The sequence below is a fragment of the Rhodanobacter hydrolyticus genome (assembly GCF_044904645.1).
Genome location: NZ_JADIKK010000008.1, coordinates 157,036 through 177,577 on the forward strand (window position 1 = coordinate 157,036; position 20,542 = coordinate 177,577).

Consider the following 20,542-nt stretch of genomic DNA (forward strand, 5'->3'; position numbering starts at 1 on the left):
GCCGCACAACACTCGCAGGAAGGTAGGCAATGCTGCAGGCAATTCGCAACAAGATGCACGGATGGCCCGCCGCTGTCCTTCTCGGCCTGGCCACCTTCGCGATGTCGTTCTTCGGCATCGAGGGCTACATCATGTCCCGCGCCGACACCTACGTGGCGAAGGTCGGCAAGCACGAGATCAGCCAGCAGGATTTCCAGGGCCGCATGAACGAGCTGCGCCAGCAGATGAGCGCAGAGCAGGGCGACAGGTTCGACGCGGACGCGTTCGAAAAGCCGGACATGAAGCTGAAGGTGCTGGACGGCATGATCGACCAGCAACTGCTGTTGAAGGCGAACGAGGACTGGGGCGTGCGCGTGCCGGACCAGGCCGTGCGTGACTACATCGCCGGCATTCCCGCGTTCCAGGTCAATGGCCAGTTCGACCCCAATATGTACCGTACCGTGCTGGCCGAACAGCGCAAAACGCCCGACATGTTCCAGGACGACGTGCGTGCTTCGCTGGCCACGCAGGCCTTGCCGAACGCAGTCAACGCCAGCACCATCGTCACCGACGAGGAAATCAACCATTACCTCGACCTGCGCATGCAGCGCCGTGACATCAGCTACGCCGTGCTGCCCAAGCCGCAGCCTGCCGACGCCAGCGTCACCGATGCGCAGATCGCGGACTACTACAAGGCGCACCTCGCGGATTACATGAATCCCGAGCAGGTATCGCTGCAGTACATCGAGGTGAAGGGTTCCGAGCTCAAGCCGGATGCGCCGCCCAGCGACGCCGACCTGATGAAGCGGTACGAGAACGAGAAGCAGCGCTTCGTGTTGCCCGAACAGCGCGAGGTGTCGCACATCCTCGTCAACGTGCCCGCCAACGCCACGCCCGACCAACAGAAGGCCGCGCTGGCCAAGGCCGAGAAGATCGCCACCGGTCTCACCCCGGACAATTTCGCCAAGGTCGCTGTGCAGGACTCGGACGACCTCGGTTCGAAACGCCAGGGTGGTGATCTGGGCTGGCTGCAGAAGGGCGTGACCAACGCCGTTTTCGACAGCGCGATGTTCGCGCTGAAGAAGGGCGAGATCTCCAAGCCGGTGCTGACGCCAGACGGTTACGACATCCTCTGGCTGCGCGACATCCGCAGCGGCGATGCCAAGTCGTTCGCCGAAGTCCGCGACCAACTGCTGGCCGAGGCGACCAGCGGCGACAAGGACCGCAAATACAACGAAGTGGCCGGAAAATTGTCGGACAACACCTATCAGAACCCGTCCTCGCTGGAACCGGCCGCGCAAGCGCTTGGCCTGCCGATCAAGACCACGGCGCTGTTCTCGCGCCAGGGCGGCCAGGGCGTTGCAGCCGATCCCAAAGTCATCAAGGCGGCGTTCGGCAACGACGTGTTGGCACAGGGCAACAACTCCAACCTGATCGAGCTGGGCAATGACGACGCGGTGGTGGTCCGCGTGGCGCAGCACGTGGCTGCTGCAGCCAGACCGCTGGCCGAAGTGCACGACGCGATCAGCAAGACCATCCTCGACCAGCGCATCACTGCCGCCGCGAAGCAACAGGCTGACGCGCTGCTGGCGCGCCTGCGCAAGGGCGAGACGCTGGCGGCAGTGGCCGCTTCCGACAACGCCAACGTGAAGAGCGTGGCCGACGTGGTGCGCATCCAGCCCGACGTGCCCGCGACACTGCGTGATCAGGCCTTCCTGCTGCCACACCCGGCGGACGGCAAGCCGCAGTACGCCGCGGTGGACATGCAGGACGGCAGCTATGCACTGCTGGCGGTGGACAAGGTGCAGGGGGCGGATCTTTCCAAGATGCCATCCGACCAGCGCAACGCGCTGCGCCAGCAGATGACTCAGGCCTACGGTGCCGTGGCAACCGAAGAGTTGATCAAGGCGCTGCGCGCTGGCACCGAGATCAAGATCGCCAAGGACCGGATGTAAGCCGAGGCGCCCCTGTATCATGCAAAGAAGGCGGCCAATGGCCGCCTTCTTTGCATGCGTCGCCACAGCGTGGTGTTGATCATGGTTATTGCGGCGAGCTGACCATGAGTACCTCGCCGGGACGAATGGCCTGCCCTTGCAGATGGTTCCATTGCTGCAAATCACCCACGCTTACCGAATAGTGGTGCGCGAGCTGCCACAGGGTTTCGCCTTGCGCGACCCGGTGCGTGACGGGGTGCGTGGCCGGTCTCGAACCCGTCGCATTGGGCGACGACGCGGGGCCGCTCTCGGCGGCGGCGAAGCTGTTCGCGAAGCCGCCATCGGTCGAATCACCGGCGTTCATGGCCTGGGCAAGCAGCGCATCGTGGAACTGCTGCGCGTGGTTTGCCGGCATCATCAAGTAGGAGGCCACGCTGGCATCCGCGATGTCGTTGCGGAAGGCGGCATTGAGGTCCTTCAATGTGTCCAACGGCATGCCGGCCTTGTCGGCAGCACGCGCCAGCGGCATCGAATGCGGCAGTTGCACCTTGACGAGGTGCTGGCTGGGCGCCAGTACGGGCAGGCTGACATTGAAGCGCCCGGGTTGGCGCACCACGCAGGCCATGGCCAGCAACTTGGTGAGGTGCTCACGGGTGATGTTGTGCACCGGCCAGCGCGGTATCGCTGGTGCCGCCGGCGGAAGACCGTGGCCCTGCACCAGCTGGCGCGCCTTGTACTCGCCGGCGTTGTAGGCGTAGTCGGCGACGCGCCAGTCGCGGAATTCGTCGTAATAGCGGCTCAGCAGCTTCATCACCGCGTCTGCGGTGGATTGCACATCCAGGCGCCCGTCGTAGCGTCCGTTCACACGCAGACCCATCGCGGCTGCGGTGGCCGGCATGATCTGCCACATGCCGGCGGGGCGACCGTTATGGCCGGGAATCGGCCGATAGCCGCTCTCGATCCACGGCAGGAAGGCGAACTCGCCGGCCACACCGTGTTCCGACGCCACCTGCTGCACGTAGATCAGCTTGGGCAACGCGTCCTGTACTTGCTGCTCGAAGCGCTGCGGGTTGCTCGTGTAGCGCTTCGCCCAGGACAGCACTGCGGGGTCTTCATCGCAATCGGCCATCTGGAAGCTGTTGCGCAACCGATTCCAGACGTTGTCGTCGTCTGACGGCGCTTGCGTGGCCGTCGCAGCGGACGTCGCCGCAGCAGCAGGAGCGGGCGCGGTTACCGGTTGGACGGCGGGTGTCGTCGTCGAGGGGCGCGGTGCCGGCGCGGTGGCGCATGCGGTGAGCAGGGCCGAGATTATCAGCGGCAATAGCCGTTTGGGATGAAGGTGTACGTTCATGCGCGGAACACATCCTTGGCTGCGCGGACGGAGGCGAAGCGTGCAATGCGATCCTCGGCTCGGCCGACCTGCCGTTCGCACCAGGCAATCACGGCTGGTTCGTCGATGCGCAGGAACGGGTTGGTCGCCAACTCGCTGGCCATGGTCACGGGCAGGCTGGGGTGCTGCCGGGCGCGAAGCGCGGCCACCTCCTGCCGGCGTGCCGACAGCGCGGCATTGCCGGGTTCGATTTCGTGGGCGAAGCGGCCATTGGCCGCCGTGTATTCGTGCCCGCAACAGAGCAGGGTGGCGGCCGGCAACGCGGCAAGACGATCCAGCGACGCCAGCATCTGCGCAGGCGTACCTTCGAACAGCCGGCCGCAGCCCATGCTGAAAAGGGTGTCGCCGGCCAGCAGCACGCCTTCGCCGTAGTAGGCCACGTGACTCAGCGTATGGCCCGGAACGGCGATTACCTTGTAGTTGGCTCGCGGCTCCGAAAGGGCGATGCTCTCGCCGTCGCGCACGCGCACGGTGGCTGCCTCGATGTGCGCATCCTCGGGCGCGTACACGGAGGCGCCATGTCGTTGGCGCAGCGCGGCCGCACCGCCGATGTGATCAGCATGGTGGTGCGTCAACAGTATCGCGCGCAGCCGCAGCCCCCGTGAGGCCAGTGCCTGCTCCACCGGTGCGTCATCGCCGGGATCGACGACGATGGCGTTGCCTGCGTCGTCGTGCAGCAGCCAGATGTAGTTGTCGGCCAGTGCCGGTAACGGTACGAGGTGCACGGCATGCTCCGCTGCGTTGGTCGAACGTGCAGACGCAGCCGTCCCGGCGTGCGTGAAGCTTCCGACTATAAACAGCCTGTTGCGGCAACTCGTTAGCTTGTCGTTAAGGGGCGTGGGCAGTTAAGCGATATGCATCGGGTCCGCGGGAACGCGACACGAGCGGCGCCTCCAAACGTTACACTGCCGACTGGATTCCAGCGACGACCGTGCGTCGGATCGAATGCATGCCGCTTCAACACGACGACGATATCCAGGCCAGTGCGCCCCTGCGGCGGTTGCGCAGCGGGCAGTGGCGCAGCATGGCGCCGCTGTTGCGGCGCGAGACGGGGCGGCGTGCGCTGCGCATTGGCGTGGCCGACGACGATGCCGTGCCCCCGCTGCCGGACATGGCATGGACACGCCTGTGGCTCGCACGCGACGGCTATCGTGGCGACTTGCGCAGCCACGCCGACGATCCGTTGCCTTTCATCGATGAAGCCTTTGATCTTGTCTGGTTGCAGCATGCGCTGGAACCCGCGCCGCAAACCGCCGCGCTGCTGGCTGAGGCCTGTCGCGTACTCGCACCTGGCGGCATCTTGCTGGTGACAGCCGTGCATCCGCTGGGCGGCTGGGCACCGTGGTTCCGCTGGCACGCGCGCGGACAGCGGCAATCGCTGCAATGGCCGTGGCGCCTGCGCCAGTATCTGCAACGCGACGGATTGGAAGTCGAGAGCCTGCGCCGCCTGGGCGCGTACCGGCCCGGCACCCAGGCGGTCGGCGACGACAGCCGCTGGGGTGGTGCATACCTGATGCTGGCGCGCAAGCAGCGGCGCATCGCCACCCCTCTGAAGCTGCGGCCGTTGCCCGCGCATGCGCCGGTGAATGCGCGCCTGTCGCCAGGTACGCGGCGACATTCCGTCTCTTGATTGTGGAAAACCGTGTGACTGAAGAAGTACAAGCCTTTACCGATGGCGCCTGCCTCGGCAACCCGGGCCCGGGCGGCTGGGCGGCGCTGCTGCGTGCCAAGGGGCACGAACGCCTGCTGGCCGGCGGCGAGGCAGACACCACCAACAACCGCATGGAGCTGATGGCTGCCATCGGTGCACTGGAAGCATTGACCCGGCCCTGTGCCGTGTTGCTCACCACCGACTCGCGCTACGTGATGCAGGGTATCGAGCAGTGGCTGCCGAAATGGCGCGCGAACGGCTGGCGCACGTCGGACAAGAAGCCGGTGAAGAACCAGGATTTGTGGGAGCGCCTCTCCGCCGCCACCGGCAATCACCGTGTGCGCTGGCAGTGGGTGAAGGGCCACAACGGCCATGTCGAGAACGAGCGCGTGGATCAGGCAGCGCGCGAGCAGGCCGAACAACGCAGGAGCCACGCATGAGGCAGGTGGTGCTGGATACGGAAACCACCGGCCTCGAGGTGCGCCAGGGGCACCGGCTGGTCGAGATCGCCTGCGTGGAAATGCTGGGCCGTCGCCTCACCGGCCGGCACTGGCAAACCTACCTCAATCCGCAACGCGCGATGGACGAAGGCGCCAGCCAGGTCACCGGCATCCGCGATGACTTCCTCGTGGACAAGCCGCTCTTTGCCGACAAGGTGGACGATTTCCTCGCCTTCATCGACGGCGCCGAACTCATCATCCACAACGCCAGCTTCGACGTGGGCTTCCTCAATGCCGAGCTGGCGCGACTGGGCGACAGTTTCGGCAGCATCGGCGATCGTTGCAGCGTGCTCGACACGCTGGCCATGGCGCGCGAACGCTATCCTGGCCAGCGCAACAGCCTGGATGCCTTGTGCAAACGCCTCGGTGTGGACAACTCGCGGCGCGACCTGCACGGCGGCCTGATCGACGCACAGTTGCTGGCCGACGTCTATCTTGCGATGACGTCGGGCCAGGTCGCCATGGATCTTGCTTTCGAGCAGCCGCAGGAATCGTCGACCGCCGCGATGGTTGCGGCACCCCTGGTTCTTCGCGGGCGTCCGCGCGTGTTGCGCGCGAGCGCCGAAGAGGTCGCCATGCATGAGCATCGGCTCGATGCACTGGACAAGAGCGCAGGCGGCGCCAGCGTTTGGCGCAAATTGGAAGCCCCCGCAGCCCTTGCGGAAGCCGGCTCAGCTTGAGCGCACAAGGATCGCGGTGATGTTGTCCTTGCCGCCGCGATCCAGTGCATTCAGCAGCAGCTGATCCACGCACTCCTGCGCGGCGAGATCGGTGCGCGCCACGGTGCGGGCGATTGACGCTACATCGAGGTCCTCGGTCAATCCGTCGCTGCACAGCAGGAAACCCATGCCGGGTGCGAGGCGGCCGTGCGCCATGCCCACGTGCAATTGCGCCGCGGCGGTTACACCCAAGGCCTGCGTCAGCACGTTGCGGTTCGGGTGTCGCGCGGTGTGCGCCGGGTCCAGCTTGCCCGCTTCGACCAGTGCTTGCACCAGCGAATGATCGTGACTGATCTGGCGCAACTCGCGACCCAAGGTGTAGATGCGGCTGTCGCCCACCCAGGCCGCCTCGTAGCCGTCGTCCACCAGGCGCAAGGCAGCGATGGTGCTTCCCATGGGCAGGCTGTTGCCTTGGTTGAGCAGTTGCGCCATCAGGTATTCGTTGGCGCCATGGATGGCCTCGGCCAGGCCATGTCCACGGCTGACCAACTCGACCACGTTGTCGCGCACCAGCGCCGAGGCTACCTCGCCGTGCAGATGGCCACCCATGCCATCGGCCACCAGGAACAGGCCGAGCGTGGCGTCGGCGTAATAGGTGTCTTCGTTGCGCGTGCGGCGCAAGCCGACGTGGGTGCCGTGTCCGAATTCGATCATGAGAGGTTGGGTAGGGCTGTTGCGGGGAGCATGACGGATGTCGGTAGGCGGTGCAAAGAATCTCTGTAAAAGCAAAAAGCGTACGCGAGTTTGCGAAGGCACGGTGTGGCGCAGCGTAGAACAGGCAGTTGACGGGTGCGCGCCGCATCGGCCCGTCGCGCGCGATGTGAACGCAGGATCACGGAGGCCTTCACGCGGCGCTTTCGCGCAGCCCGTTATCTAAAGAGGGACAGGGTCGAATCCATGGCCGCCTCGTGCGGTCGAAGCGCATCCGTGCGATGCGGCATCCCCTCACGCTCCTGCCAAAGGACGCCCGCTTTTGAAAAACGGCCTGCTATCCATTCCCTTTCTCCGCCGTCTGCGTATACGTCTGCGCCGTCGCCGGCAGCAGCAGGACGAGCCGGAATCGGCGTTGCGTGACGAGCTGTTCAGCGCCGATCGGATGGATCAGCACGGCGCCGAACTGGCCAGTCGTCACCGCACGAGTGCGCAGACGCGGACCGACGCATTGTTGGCGCGCCTGTCCAGCAATCAACGGCTGCTGGCAGAGGCCAGCGACCTGCTCACGCAAACCATGCGCGACGGCCGTCGCATCACCCCCGCGGCAGAGTGGTTGCTGGACAACTATTACCTGGTCGAGGAACAGATCCGCACGGCACAGCGTCACCTTCCCAAGGGTTACAGCCGCGAGCTGCCGGTATTGTTGAACGGGCCATGTGCGGGTTTGCCCCGGGTATATGAAATCGCCCAGGAAACCATTGCGCACGGCGATGGCCACGTGGATGTCGAAAGCCTGCGCCGTTTCGTCACCTCGTACCAGACCGTGGCTCCGCTTACGCTCGGCGAGCTGTGGGCCATCCCGATCATGCTGCGGCTGGCGCTGATAGAGAACCTGCGCCGCGTGGCCGCACGGGTGATGATCGACTGGGGCGATCGTCGCCGCGCCGCGCACTGGGCCAATCGCATGAGCGAGGTGGCGGAGCGCGATCCCAAGAGCGTCGTGCTGGCGGTGGCCGACATGGCACGCTCGAATCCACCGATGGTCAGCTCCTTCGTGGCCGAGCTGGCGCGCCGATTGCAGGGCCAGAGTCCTGCGCTGGTGCTGCCGCTGACCTGGGTGGAACAGCGCCTGACGGAGTCCGGACAAAGCATCGAACACATGGTGCGGATGGAAGCGCAACAGCAGGCGGCCGACCAGGTTTCCATCGGCAACAGCATCGGCAGCCTGCGCACGCTCTCGGCGATGGACTGGCGCGGCTTCGTCGAGAGCACCAGCCTGGTGGAGCGCGCGCTGCGCGAAGACCCGACGGGTGTCTACGCGGACATGGACTTCGCCACGCGCGACCAATACCGCCGCGCGGTGGAGACTCTGGCGCGGCATTGCACGCTGTCCGAGCAGGCGGTAGCCCAGGCCGCAGTGGCGTTGGCGCGTGAAGGTGGCGGTGGCGAACGGGCTGAGGCGCGCGGCCACGTCGGCTTCTACCTGGTGGACGGCGGAGTGGAGGCACTGGAAGCGCGTGTGGAAGCGCGCGCGACACCCGCGCGGTTTTGGCGTCGGCTGGTGTTTCACGGGCGCCGGCCGGTGACGCTCTACCTGGGCTTGATCGTGCTGCTCACCGTGCTGCTGGCGTGGCCGCTGGTACAGAACCTGCCGCTCGACACCGCCCGCCGCTGGCCCTGGCTGTTGCTGGCAATTCCGGTAGTCCTGGTAAGCAGCCAGCTGGCCATCAGCCTGGTGAACTGGCTGGCGACGGTAATCACCGATCCGCGGGTCCTGCCGCGGATGGACTATGACGAAGGCCTGCCGTCCGACAAGCGCACCCTGGTGGCGGTGCCCGCCATGCTGACGGATGCGGACGACGTCGACGAACTTGCCGAAGGCCTGCTGGTGCGCTACCTGGCGAACCGGGACCGCTACCTGCACTTCGCCCTGCTCACTGACTTCGCCGATGCCGCCGCCGAAAGTCAGCCGCAGGACGAAGCACTGCTGAACCTGATGCGCGAACGCATCGAGGCCTTGAACGAAGCCTATGCCGACGCCGAGGCAGATCGCTTCTTCCTGTTTCACCGTCCGCGCCGGTGGAATCCTTCAGAACGCACCTGGGGCGGACGCGAGCGCAAGCGCGGCAAGCTGTCCGACCTCAATGCATGGTTGCGCGGCGGCGCGCGCGACGCCTTCGCCCTGGTGATGGGCCGCGCCGATGTGCTGGCGGACGTGCGCTATGTGATCACGCTGGATGCGGATACCCAGTTGCCGCGCGAGTCCGCGCGCCGCTTCGTGGGTGCGATGGCGCATCCGCTCAACAGCCTGGTATTCGACCCCACATGCGTGCGTGTCGTCGCGGGCCACGCCATCCTGCAGCCGCGCGTGGGCATCAGCCTGTCCAGCGCGATGCGTTCGGCGTATGCGCGGCTGTTCGGCAGCGACGCGGGCATCGACCCATACACGCGCGCGGTATCGGACGTGTACCAGGACCTGTTCGACGAAGGATCCTTCATCGGCAAGGGCATCTACGATCTGGACGCCTTCGAGAAGGTGCTCGGCGACCGCTTCCCGGACAACCACATCCTCAGCCACGACCTGCTGGAAGGCTGCTACGCGCGCAGCGGGTTGATCAGCGACCTGCTGCTGTACGAGGAATATCCGGCGCGCTACATCGACGACGCCAGGCGGCGGCACCGCTGGATCCGCGGCGACTGGCAACTGCTGCCCTGGTTGCTGCCATGGGCGCCGGCGCGCGGCGGCGGCTGGCGGCGCAATCCGCTCACTGCGCTGTCGCGCTGGAAGATCCTGGACAACCTGCGGCGCAGCCTGGTACCGCCCTCGTTGATGGTCTTGCTGTTGTTCGGATGGCTGTCGTGTGCGACGCAACCCTCGTGGACCCTCGCCGTGCTGATGGTGGTGTTGGTGCCGCTGTTGCTGGCCTCGTTGTTGGAACTGTTCCAGAAGCCGCGCGACGCGGTGCTGGACCAGCATCTGCGCGCCGCCATGCGCGAGGTCGGGCAGCATGCGGCGCGCGCCGCACTCGGCCTGGTGTGGCTGCCGCACGAGGCGCTGTACAGCCTCGATGCGGTGCTGCGTACCCTGTGGCGACTCTTCGTCAGCCGCCGGAACCTGCTGCAATGGAAACCTTCGCGGCAGACCGCGCGTGCGGGGCGCGACGACCCCGCGGTGCTGTGGCGCGCGATGTGGATCGCTCCGTTGCTGGGCGTGCTGGTCGGCGCGACCCTGGCGTGGACCCGGCCGGCCGCGCTTGGCGTGGCCGCGCCGTTCCTGCTGCTGTGGCTGGTGGCGCCCGCGATCGCCTGGCGGATCAGCCGGCCGCAGCCGTCGCAACATTTCGACGCCACGCCCACCGATATCCGTTTCCTGCGCCGACTGGCGCGCAAGACCTGGGCGTTCTTCGAGAGCCATGTGGGTCCGCAGGAGAACTGGTTGCCGCCAGACAACCGGCAGGAGCAGCCGGAGCTGATGATCGCCCACCGTACCTCGCCCACCAACATGGGCCTGGCCTTGTTGGCGAATCTGTCGGCGTGGGACCTGGGCTACCTGAGCGTCGAGCGCTTGCTGCAACGTACGGGTGGCACGCTGCGCACGTTGCAGGACCTGCCGCGCCATCGCGGTCATTTCTACAACTGGTACGACACGCTGTCGCTGCAACCGTTGCCGCCCCGCTACGTATCTACCGTGGACAGCGGCAACCTTGCCGGGCACCTGCTTACCCTGCGCATCGGCCTGCTGGAGCTGGCCGATGCGCCGCTGTTCGAGCACCGCCAGCTCGAAGGCCTGGCCGACACCCTCGACCTGCTGGAGCGCGCACTCGTCGCGGAGGACCGCCGCACCGACGCGCTGGCTGCCCTGCGCCGCGAGCTGGAAGCCGCGCTTGGCCAGCCGCTCGGCAACGTGAAAGCCGCCGTCGCCTGCATGGAACGCCTGACCGACCTTGCCGAGGCCGCCGCGGCCGCGCTGGATGTCGAGCCGGAGGGAGACGCCGACTTCTGGTTGCAGGCACTGCGCGTGCAATGCCACGACGGTTGCGATTGCCTCCGCCCCTTCGTCCACTGGGCGGCCGGGGAGGGCGACCTGGGCATGCCTACGCTGCGCCAGCTGGCGCAGATCGACGAGGTGCAGGCCTCGATCCCGTTGCAGGAGGCGCGCAATCGTGCCTCGGACCTGCTCGCGACGATGGAGCGGCTGGCAGCACAGTGCGGTGCGTTGGCGATGATGGACTACGGCTTCCTGCACGACGCGCGGCGCGAGCTGCTGTCGATCGGCTACAACGTGGACGAGCGCCGGCTGGACTCGGGCTTTTACGACCTGCTCGCCTCCGAGGCACGACTCACCAGCTTCGTTGCCATCGCGCAGGGCCAGCTTTCGCAGGAAAGCTGGTTTGCGCTCGGCCGCCTGCTCACCGTCACCGGTGGCGAGCCGGTGCTGCTGTCGTGGTCCGGCTCGATGTTCGAGTACCTGATGCCGATGCTGGTGATGCCCAGCTACGAAAGCACCTTGCTCGACCAGACCTGCCGCGCCGCGGTGGCGCGGCAGATCGAGTACGGCCACCAGCTAGGCCTGCCATGGGGCGTATCGGAATCGGGCTACAACACGATGGACGTCCATTTCAATTACCAGTACCGCGCCTTCGGCGTGCCTGGCTTGGGCCTGAAGCGTGGCCTGGGCGAGGAACTGGTAGTGGCGCCCTATGCCACGGCGCTGGCGCTGATGGTTGCGCCGAAGGCTGCCTGCGCCAACCTGCAGCGGCTGGCGGAAGAGGGCCTGGAGGGCCGTTATGGATTGCACGAAGCCGTTGACTACACGCCCGCGCGGTTGCCGCATGGACAGCGCGCCACGGTGCTCCGTTCCTACATGGCGCACCACCAGGGCATGAGCCTGTTGGCGCTGGACCACTTGCTGTGCAGCCAGCCGATGCAGCGCCGCTTCGTCGCCGATCCGGCCCTGCAGGCCACCCTGTTGCTGCTGCAGGAGCGCGTGCCGCGCAGCGCGGCCGAATACCGTCATGCCACCTCGGCACCCGCGCCCGAAGCGCTGGCGCGGGGAGCGGAGACGAGGTTGCGCGTGTTCACCGATCCGAACCGCCCGCGGCCCGCCGTGCAACTGCTTTCGAATGGCCGCTACCACGTCATGGTGAGCAGCGCCGGCGGCGGCTACAGCCGTCGCCGCGAGCTGGCCGTGACACGCTGGCACGAGGACATCAGCCGCGACGACTGGGGGCAGTTCTGTTATCTGCGCGACGTGGAGAGCGGCGTGTTCTGGTCCGCGGCGCATCAACCCGTGCGGCGCCGCGTCGGGTTCCATGAGGCGATCTTCTCCGACGCACGCGCCGAGTTCCGCGTGCGCGAGCGCGACTTCGACACGCACACCGAGATCGTGGTTTCGCCGGAGGACGACATCGAGCTTCGCCGCATGCGCGTTACCAACTTCGCGCGTACGCGGCGCACCATCGAGATCACCAGCTACGCCGAAGTGGTGCTGGCGCCGCCGATGGCCGATGCGCTGCATCCGGCCTTCAGCAAGCTTTTCGTGCAGACCGAACTGGTGCGTGCACTGCAGGCCATCGTTTGCACGCGCCGGCCGCGCTCGGCCGACGAGCATGTGCCGTGGATGTGCCACTTGCTTGCAGTGCACGGCGCGGACATCGACGAGATCTCCTACGAGACCGACCGCGCACGCTTCATCGGCCGCAACCGCACTCTTGCCGCGCCGCGTGCGCTCGCATCGGGTGAGGCGCATCGCAAGCTCGGCGACAGCGAGGGATCGGTGCTCGATCCCGTGGTGGCGATCCGCTGCCGCATCACGCTGGAGCCGGAACAGTCGGCGCGGGTGGACCTGGTCACCGGCATGGGCGACAGCCGCGATGCCTGCCTGCGCCTGATCGAGAAATACCGCGACCGCCACCTTGCCGATCGCGTGTTCGACCTGGCCTGGACGCACAGCCAGGTACTGCTGCGCCAGCTCAACGCCAGCCTTGCCGACGCGCAGCTGTACGAGCACATGGCCACCTCCATCGTCTACGCCAATCCGTCGCTGCGCGCCGATCCCGGCATCCTGCGCGCCAACCGGCGCGGGCAGTCCGGTTTGTGGGGGCAGGCGGTTTCCGGCGATCTGCCTATCGTGCTGCTGCATATCTCCGATCCTGCACACATCGAGCTGGTGCGGCAGCTCGTGCAGGCCCATGCCTATTGGCGCCTGAAAGGCCTGGCGGTGGACCTGGTGATCTGGAACGAAGACCACGCCGGCTACCACCAGCAGCTGCGCGACCAGATCATGGGACTGATTGCTTCGGGTGTGGAAGCGAATCTGATCGATCGTCCGGGCGGCATCTTCGTGCGTTCCGCGCAGCAGCTGTCCGGCGAGGAGCGGTTGCTGATGCAGGCGTCCGCACGGCTGGTACTGAGCGACAGCCGCGGTGGCCTGGCAGAGCAGGTCGGGCGCCATCACGTGCAGACGCAACCGGCGCCGTTCCGCGCCACCGAAGCAAAGTCCTCGGGTGCCTTGTCCGCGCCGGCGCAAACACCGGCGAGCGAGGAGTTGATGTTGCGCAACTCCTACGGCGGCTTCGCGCCGGACGGCAGCGAATACGTGGTGACGCTGGCGCCGGGCCGCGCCACGCCCGCACCCTGGGCGAACGTGCTGGCCAACGCGCAGTTCGGCACGGTTGTTTCGGAAAGCGGCGGCGCCTACACCTGGAGCGAGAACGCACACGAGTTCCGGCTCACTCCCTGGGGCAACGACCCGGTCACCGACGCAGGCGGCGAGGCGATCTACCTGCGCGACGAGCAGAGCGGAGAGTACTGGTCGCCCACGCCGCTGCCATGCCGCGGACGGGGCACCTACCGCACCCGTCACGGCTTCGGCTACAGCGTGTTCGAGCACGAGCAGGACGGTATCCGCAGCGAGCTGTGGGTGTACGTGGCACTCGATGCGCCGGTGAAGTTCTCGGTGCTGCGCGTGCGAAACACCAGCGGCCGCACGCGCAAGTTCAGCGCCACCGGTTACGTGGAGTGGGTGCTCGGCGACCTCCGCGACAAGACCGCAATGCACGTGATCACCAGTTCCGATCCCGTCACCGGCGCGCTGATGGCGCGCAACGCCTGGAACATGGAGTTCGTCGGCCGCGTCGCCTTCATCGACGTCGACCACCCTGCGCGCAGCATCAGCGGCGACCGGGCGGAATTCCTCGGCCGCAACGGCAGCCTGCGCCGACCGGCGGCCATGGCGAACGCGAGACTTTCCGGCCAGGTCGGCGCCGGCATGGATCCCTGCGGCGCGGTGCAGGTGGCATTCGAGCTGGACCATGACGACGAGTACGAGGTGATCTTCCGCCTTGGTGTCGCCGCCGATGCCAAGGCGGCCAGCGAACTGGTACAGCGCTTCCGCTATCGCGGCACTGCCGCTGCCGCGTTGGAGGCGGTGCGCATGCATTGGCGCTGGACGCTGGGCAAGGTGCAGGTGCGCACGCCCGATCCGGCGGTGGACGTGCTCGCCAACGGCTGGCTGATGTACCAGACCATCGCCTGCCGCTTCCTGGCGCGCAGCGGCTATTACCAGTCGGGCGGCGCGATCGGTTTCCGCGACCAGTTGCAGGATGCGATGGCGATGGTCCACGCCTCGCCCTATGCGGTGCGCCAGCATCTGTTGCTGTGCGCCGAGCATCAGTTCCCCGAGGGCGACGTGCAACACTGGTGGCACCCGCCGCTGGACCGTGGCGTACGCACGCGCTGCTCGGACGATTTCCTCTGGTTGCCACTGGCCACCAGCCGGTATGTGGAAGTTACCGCCGACACCGGCGTGCTGGGCGAACAGGCGAACTACATCGAGGGACGGCTGCTGGGACCGGGCGAAGAGTCCTACTACGACCTGCCCACGCATTCGGAATTGCGGGAGTCGCTCTACGAGCATTGCAAGCGTGCGATCAACCGTGCTGCCGCGCGCGGTACGCACGGCCTGCCGCTGATGGGCAGCGGCGACTGGAACGACGGCATGAACAAGGTGGGCGAAGGCGGCCGCGGCGAAAGCGTATGGCTGGGCTTCTTCCTGTATCACGTGCTGCAGCGCTTCGTGCCGCTGGCGCGCCTGCACGGCGACGAGGCTTTCGCACAGCGATGCGTGGACGAAGCCGCCACACTGCGCGAGAACCTCGATCGCAGCGCATGGGACGGCGGCTGGTATCGCCGCGCCTGGTTCGACGACGGTACGCCGCTGGGCTCGACGGCCAATCTCGAATGCCGCATCGACTCCATCGCGCAGAGCTGGTCGGTATTGTCCGGCGCGGGTGATCCCCTGCGTCAGCGTCAGGCGATGGATGCGCTGGATACGCATCTGGTGCGCCGCGACGCCGGCCTGGTGCAATTGCTTGATCCCCCGTTCGACACTTCCGCGCTCGACCCCGGCTACATCAAGGGCTACGTGCCCGGCGTGCGCGAGAACGGCGGCCAGTACACGCATGCCGCAGTATGGGCGGCGATGGCCTTCGCCGAACTGGGCGACGGCGCGCGCGCCTGGGAGTTGCTCAACCTCATCAACCCCGTCAACCACGGCCAGGGCGATGCCATCGCCACCTACAAGGTGGAACCCTATGTGGTGACCGCCGACGTGTACGGCGCACCACCGCACGTGGGACGAGGGGGCTGGAGTTGGTACACCGGCTCGGCAGGCTGGCTGTACCGCCTGATCGTGGATTCGCTGCTGGGCCTGCGCGTGGAAGGCGAGCGCCTGCGTCTGCTGCCCTTGCTGCCGCAAAGCTGGGACACGTTCGCGCTGGACTATCGCTTCCGCGAAACCGACTACCACATCGTGGTGCGCCGTGTGCGGGACGGCGAAACCGAACGCTGCGTACTCGACGGCCAATTGCAGGACAGCAACGACATCGCGTTGGTGGACGACGGCCGCGACCATCACGCCGAGGTGTTCCGTGGATGAACGCGATGTTCGCTCCTGTGTGCGGCTTGCATACCTGATCTTTACGCCGGCACATCCATGCTTGCCGACCTCCTCGCCGTCCGGCGGACACAAGGCAATTGACATGTCGGCATCAGGCGCCCAGCCAGCATCGCCGGATCTGCATGGAGCCGTGATGGCGCTGACTGCACCGCTTCCCACCCAGCAGGAATCCACATGAGCACAGACATCAGTCCGCTCGCCGGCAAGCCGGCGCCCGCCTCGATCCTGGTGGACGTGCCCAAGCTGCTCGCCGCCTACGCCAGTCTGCGCCCGGATCCGGCAGTGGCGGACCAGCGCGTGGCCTTCGGTACCTCAGGCCATCGCGGCAGCTCGCTGGAGCGCAGCTTCAACGAATGGCATATCTGGGCGATCAGCCAGGCGATCTGCGAATACCGCAAGAAGAAGGGCATCGATGGCCCGCTGTTCATCGGTTGCGACACCCACGCGTTGTCGCGCCCAGCCTTCGAGAGCGCGCTGGAAGTACTGGCAGCGCATGAGGTGGAAGTGCGCGCTTCCGCCGGTGACGAGTTCACGCCCACGCCGGCGGTATCGCACGCCATCCTGGCGCACAACCGCGGGCGCAGCACGGGCCTTGCGGACGGTATCGTGATCACGCCTTCGCACAATCCTCCGGACAATGGCGGTTTCAAGTACAACCCACCCAACGGCGGTCCGGCCGATACCGGCATCACCGACTGGGTCCAGCACCGTGCCAATGAATTGATGGAGGGCGGCCTGAAGCAGGTGCGACGCGTGCCGTTCGCACAGGCGCGCCGCGCCTCCACGACGCAGGAGCACGACTACCTCGGCGCCTACGTGGCCGACCTCGCCAACGTGGTGGACTTCGAAACCATCCGTGCCGCCGGTGTGCACATGGGCGTGGATCCGCTGGGCGGCGCGGGTGTGCACTACTGGGCGCCGATCGCCGATCGTTATGGCATCGACCTCGCCGTGGTCAGCGAAGAAGTGGACCCGCAGTTCGCCTTCATGACGGTGGACTGGGACGGCAAGATCCGCATGGACCCCTCCTCGTCGTACGCGATGCAGCGCCTGATCGGACTGAAGGACCGTTACGACGTGGCCTTCGCCTGCGACACCGACCACGACCGCCACGGCATCGTGACGCGCAGCAGCGGTCTGATGCCGCCCAACCATTACCTGTCGGTGCTGGTGGATTACCTGTTCCGCCATCGTCCCGGCTGGAAGGCCGATGTCGGCGTGGGCAAGACGGTAGTCAGTACCGCGTTGATCGACCGCGTGGCGAAGCGCCTGGATCGTCGCCTGCACGAGGTGCCGGTGGGCTTCAAATGGTTTGCCGAGGGTCTGTTCGACGGCTCACTGGGCTTTGGCGGCGAGGAAAGCGCGGGCGCTTCGTTCCTGCGCTGCGACGGCACCGTGTGGACCACCGACAAGGACGGCCTCGTGCCCGCGCTGCTCTCCGCCGAAATCACCGCGAGCAGCGGGCGCGACCCCGGCGAGCTGTACGCGGAACTCACCCGCGCACTGGGCGAGCCCTGCGCCGACCGGGTCGAAGCGGTCGCCGATGCGGGGCAGAAGAAACGCTTGTCCCAACTGACGCCGAAACAGGTGAAGATCGATACGCTGGCCGGTGAGAAGATCGAGCAGGTGCTCGACCATGCGCCGGGCAACAACGCGCCGATTGGCGGCATCAAGGTGGCTACCGCCAGCGGCTGGTTCGCCGCGCGCCCCTCCGGCACCGAGGAGATCTACAAGATTTACGCCGAGAGCTTCCTCGACGAGGCGCACCTCAAGTCCATCCTGGACGAGGCGCAGCACATCGTGGACGAGGCGTTGAAGGGATAGCGGCGCATATCCGGCGATCCGGCAGCCGTCCGCGGGTCCACTCAGGTCTTGTCCAGCCATCGGGTCAACCGCGCCCGCACCCGTTCGGTGAGGCGCGAGGCACGGTAGGCGTCGGTGGCGGCGCGGATCACTTCGGCCTGCGTAGGGTAGGCATGGATCACGCGCTCAAGCCTGCGCAGGCCCAGGCCGGCCTCCATCGCCAAGGTGAGGCCGTTGATCATGTCGCCCGCGTTGCGGGCCACCACGGTGGCGCCAAGGATGCGGTCGGTGTGGTCCTGCACGTGGATCTTCGCGAAGCCCTCCCGTTCGCTGTCTATCACCGCGCGATCGATTTCGTGCATGGGTACGGTGTAGGTCTTCACGGGAATGCCGCGACGGTTGGCCTCGCGCACGTAGAGGCCGACGTGGGCGATCTCGGGATCGGTGAAGGTGCACCACGGAATCACCAGCCGGCTGAGGCGTTCGCTTCCGCGGAACAGCGCGTTGGACACCGCCAGGCGCGCGGCGGCCGCCGCGGCATGCGCGTATTTGTGTTCCATGCATACGTCGCCGGCGGCATAGATGCGCGGATTGCTGGTGCGCAGGAAGTCGTCCACCCGCACGCCCGAGGCGCGATTGCATTCCACTTCCGCACGCTCCAGGTCCAATCCGTCCACGTTGGCGACATGGCCGATGCCGGTGAGGATCGCGTCCACCTCGACGGTGCTGTGGTAGTTGTCGCTGACCATCTCGACGAACCGCGTTTCCCCCTGGCCGCGCACGGCGGTGATCCGGTTGTTCAGGCGGATGGCGATGCCGTCCCGGGCCAGTGCATCGGAGAGCAACTGCGCGGCGTCGCGTTCCTCGCGCGGCAGGAACAACGGGCGGTCCTGCACCAGGGTGACTTTCGCACCCAGTCGGCAGAACGCCTGCGCCATCTCGCAGCCCAGCGGGCCGCCGCCGATCACCAGCATGCGCGGCGGCAGCGTGGTGAGGTCGAATATGTTTTCGTGGGTGAGGTAGCCCGTTTCGACCAGGCCGGGAATCGCGGGAATGTTCGGACGCGCGCCGGTGGCGATCAGCGCCTTGGCGAAGTGCAGCATCGTGCCGTCGACACGCAGGCAATCGGTGCCGGCAAAGCGCGCCTCGCCAAAAAAAAAGTCGATGCCCGAAGCCACCAATCGCCGCGCACTGTCGTCATCGGCGAGGCGGGCGCGGATGCGCTGCATGCGTTCCATCGCGCGGCCGAAGTCCGGCGGCGCCGTTTCATCGGACACGCGGGCACCATAGCGCGCCGCGTCGCGCAGATCGGCGCACAGGCGTGCGGTACGGATCAGTGCCTTTGAAGGTACGCAGCCGGTGTTGAGGCTGGTCCCGCCGATCTGTGCGCGCTCCAGCAGCGCCACCCGTGCACCTGCCGCGGCGGCGGCCCGCGCAGCGGCTACGCCGGCGGGGCCGGCGCCGATCACCACCAGGTGATAGCGCGATGCAGGTTCCGGATTGCGCCACTGCGTCGGATGCAGGTGCCCGGTGCGACGGAGCTCGACCTCGTCCTGCGGAAGGGAAGGGGCTGCAGTCGTCATCGGCTCGTTTCCGGCGCGACATTCTCCAGCCAACCGCCACGGAAGCCCGCGCGCCGCAGTCCGCGCACCAGCCAGGGATTGCGGCGCATCAGGCGCCAAGGCAAGCCGCTGCGGTGATTCTCTATCATCATCGCCACGATGCCCTGGTCCAGCCCGTAGTGCCCATCCGACACCCAGGGCCGGCCATGGCTGTCGGCCAGTGAGGGATTGAAGCTGGCAGCCAGGCGATCCCCGCTGAGCATCTCCGGGTACTGCGCCAGCATGTGGCGCAGCCCCTGCAGTGCCAGCTGCGGTTCGAATGGCAGCGAGGCCAGTACGGCCGGTGCCGACACGGTGCCGTCGTCCGGGCCGTAAGGAACGCCGCGCGCCGAATAGCCGAACAGGCGATGCGGTTCGCCGCAGGCATCCAGCCGGCCCTCACTGGGGCCGTCGCACGCCGACAGTCCCCAACACGATTCGCCGTAACCCGCGAATCCGTTCGGATTGCGCCGGGCGTATTCGCGCTGCACCAGCGCTGCCCGGCGGCTGTTTTCGAAATAGTCGCAGCGTTTCTCGTGCATGAAGCGGTCGCGGATGCCGCGGAAATCGATCCACGCATGCGAGTAGTGGTGCACGAACAGCGGTCCGGCATAGAGGAAATCGTGGCCGTACAGGTTTTCCCACTGGTAGGTGAGCGTCCACGCGCGGTAACACTCGTCGGTGATGGCATGGGCGGGCGAACCGGCCGCCAGCGCGTACAGCACGATGGCCTCGTTGTAGCCATCCCAGCCGTAGTGCAGGAAGCCGCATTCCGGCTTCCAGCCCTGGCGTATCGTGGACTTGCCGTCCTGGGCCCAGTGCCAGTCCACGCGCAGGTATATCTCGTCCGCCAGCTCGCGCACGTCGCGTTCGGCCGCGGCATCCGTATCGAAGTATTCACGTGCGGTCAGCATGCCGGCAATCAGCATGGCGGTGTCGATCATCGAAAGCTCGCATGTCCAGGTGCGTCCGCCGGTGTGCATGTCGAGGAAGTGGTAGTAGAAACCCTTGTAGCCGGTGGCATCCGGGCGATCGCTCTGCTCGCTGGCGCGAAAGAAGCGCAGCGCCGCCAGGCTGCGCTGGAGCGCTTCGGCGCGCGACATCCAGCCGCGTTCCACCGCAACCGGATAGCACGACAGTGCGAAGCCCGTCACTGCGGTGCTCGACGGCGAGCCTTCGCGCGAGGTGTCCGCCATCAAGCCGTTGTGCGGATTGCCTGCCTGGGTGAAATAGTCGCAGGCTGCGCGCTGCAGGCGGTCGAGCAGAGACTCGTCGTCCAGCGCGTCGAGGGACGGCCGGCCGGCAGCGGCAGAGGCGGGCGTGGCGGAATATTTTTCTGACATGCAGGGCCA

11 protein-coding genes are annotated in these 20,542 nt (G+C 66.8%); 6 read left to right on the forward strand and 5 right to left on the reverse strand.

Translation table 11 applies throughout. The annotated features are described in order from the left end of the window. Positions 1 to 29: 29 nt before the first annotated feature. The gene (locus ISP25_RS03210) at positions 30 to 1,934 is read left to right on the forward strand and encodes a SurA N-terminal domain-containing protein (RefSeq protein WP_404611613.1); all 1,905 of its coding nucleotides are present in this window, start codon (positions 30 to 32) and stop codon (positions 1,932 to 1,934) included. A gap of 85 nt (positions 1,935 to 2,019) precedes the next feature. On the opposite strand, the gene ISP25_RS03215 is transcribed toward ISP25_RS03210, so the two are convergent. Both ISP25_RS03215 and gloB read right to left on the reverse strand, forming a co-directional pair. Continuing rightward, a complete protein-coding gene (locus tag ISP25_RS03215; protein WP_404611615.1) occupies positions 2,020 to 3,264 on the reverse strand; it encodes a transglycosylase SLT domain-containing protein in 1,245 nt (414 codons plus the stop codon). Next, positions 3,261 to 4,028, reverse strand: coding sequence for a hydroxyacylglutathione hydrolase (gene gloB / locus ISP25_RS03220; RefSeq protein WP_404611617.1), 768 nt, complete (start codon positions 4,026 to 4,028; stop codon positions 3,261 to 3,263). The genes ISP25_RS03215 and gloB overlap by 4 nt, the downstream gene beginning before the upstream one ends. A 224-nt stretch (positions 4,029 to 4,252) precedes the next feature. On the opposite strand from gloB, the gene ISP25_RS03225 reads away from it, so the two are divergent. From ISP25_RS03225 to dnaQ, 3 genes are read left to right on the forward strand one after another with little or no spacing between them, the layout of a single operon-like run. After that, a complete protein-coding gene (locus tag ISP25_RS03225; RefSeq protein ID WP_192157683.1) occupies positions 4,253 to 4,933 on the forward strand; it encodes a class I SAM-dependent methyltransferase in 681 nt (226 codons plus the stop codon). A gap of 14 nt (positions 4,934 to 4,947) precedes the next feature. Further along, positions 4,948 to 5,394, forward strand: coding sequence for a ribonuclease HI (rnhA, locus tag ISP25_RS03230; protein WP_192157681.1), 447 nt, complete (start codon positions 4,948 to 4,950; stop codon positions 5,392 to 5,394). Beyond that, positions 5,391 to 6,134, forward strand: a complete 744-nt coding sequence (gene dnaQ, locus ISP25_RS03235) for a DNA polymerase III subunit epsilon (protein ID WP_404611620.1) — start codon at positions 5,391 to 5,393, stop codon at positions 6,132 to 6,134. The genes rnhA and dnaQ overlap by 4 nt, the downstream gene beginning before the upstream one ends. On the opposite strand, the gene ISP25_RS03240 is transcribed toward dnaQ, so the two are convergent. Continuing rightward, positions 6,126 to 6,827, reverse strand: coding sequence for a PP2C family protein-serine/threonine phosphatase (locus ISP25_RS03240; RefSeq protein ID WP_192157678.1), 702 nt, complete (start codon positions 6,825 to 6,827; stop codon positions 6,126 to 6,128). The two genes, dnaQ and ISP25_RS03240, sit on opposite strands and share 9 nt — an antisense overlap. A gap of 442 nt (positions 6,828 to 7,269) precedes the next feature. On the opposite strand from ISP25_RS03240, the gene ISP25_RS03245 reads away from it, so the two are divergent. Both ISP25_RS03245 and pgm read left to right on the forward strand, forming a co-directional pair. Beyond that, positions 7,270 to 15,765 carry a GH36-type glycosyl hydrolase domain-containing protein gene (locus ISP25_RS03245; RefSeq protein WP_404612070.1) on the forward strand — a complete coding sequence of 2,832 codons (8,496 nt, stop codon included), beginning with the start codon at positions 7,270 to 7,272 and terminating at the stop codon, positions 15,763 to 15,765. 195 nt (positions 15,766 to 15,960) lie between these two features. Beyond that, positions 15,961 to 17,610 carry a phosphoglucomutase (alpha-D-glucose-1,6-bisphosphate-dependent) gene (pgm, locus tag ISP25_RS03250; protein ID WP_404611622.1) on the forward strand — a complete coding sequence of 550 codons (1,650 nt, stop codon included), beginning with the start codon at positions 15,961 to 15,963 and terminating at the stop codon, positions 17,608 to 17,610. Positions 17,611 to 17,651: 41 nt separating this feature from the next. Here pgm and ISP25_RS03255 read toward each other — a convergent pair whose 3' ends face one another. Beyond that, the gene (locus ISP25_RS03255; RefSeq protein WP_404611624.1) at positions 17,652 to 19,172 is read right to left on the reverse strand and encodes a mercuric reductase; all 1,521 of its coding nucleotides are present in this window, start codon (positions 19,170 to 19,172) and stop codon (positions 17,652 to 17,654) included. Further along, positions 19,169 to 20,533: a glucoamylase family protein gene (locus ISP25_RS03260; protein WP_404611626.1), complete on the reverse strand. Its 1,365-nt coding sequence runs from the start codon at positions 20,531 to 20,533 to the stop codon at positions 19,169 to 19,171. The genes ISP25_RS03255 and ISP25_RS03260 overlap by 4 nt, the downstream gene beginning before the upstream one ends. Positions 20,534 to 20,542: the final 9 nt, after the last annotated feature.

Coding starts and splice junctions, on each gene's coding strand:
- ISP25_RS03215 (WP_404611615.1), bottom strand. CDS start 3,264: ATGAACGTACACCTTCATCCCAAACGGCTATTGCCGCTGATAATCTCG.
- ISP25_RS03225 (WP_192157683.1), top strand. CDS start 4,253: ATGCCGCTTCAACACGACGACGATATCCAGGCCAGTGCGCCCCTGCGG.
- pgm (WP_404611622.1), top strand. CDS start 15,961: ATGAGCACAGACATCAGTCCGCTCGCCGGCAAGCCGGCGCCCGCCTCG.
- dnaQ (WP_404611620.1), top strand. CDS start 5,391: ATGAGGCAGGTGGTGCTGGATACGGAAACCACCGGCCTCGAGGTGCGC.
- ISP25_RS03260 (WP_404611626.1), bottom strand. CDS start 20,533: ATGTCAGAAAAATATTCCGCCACGCCCGCCTCTGCCGCTGCCGGCCGG.
- ISP25_RS03255 (WP_404611624.1), bottom strand. CDS start 19,172: ATGACGACTGCAGCCCCTTCCCTTCCGCAGGACGAGGTCGAGCTCCGT.
- ISP25_RS03240 (WP_192157678.1), bottom strand. CDS start 6,827: ATGATCGAATTCGGACACGGCACCCACGTCGGCTTGCGCCGCACGCGC.
- ISP25_RS03210 (WP_404611613.1), top strand. CDS start 30: ATGCTGCAGGCAATTCGCAACAAGATGCACGGATGGCCCGCCGCTGTC.
- ISP25_RS03245 (WP_404612070.1), top strand. CDS start 7,270: ATGGATCAGCACGGCGCCGAACTGGCCAGTCGTCACCGCACGAGTGCG.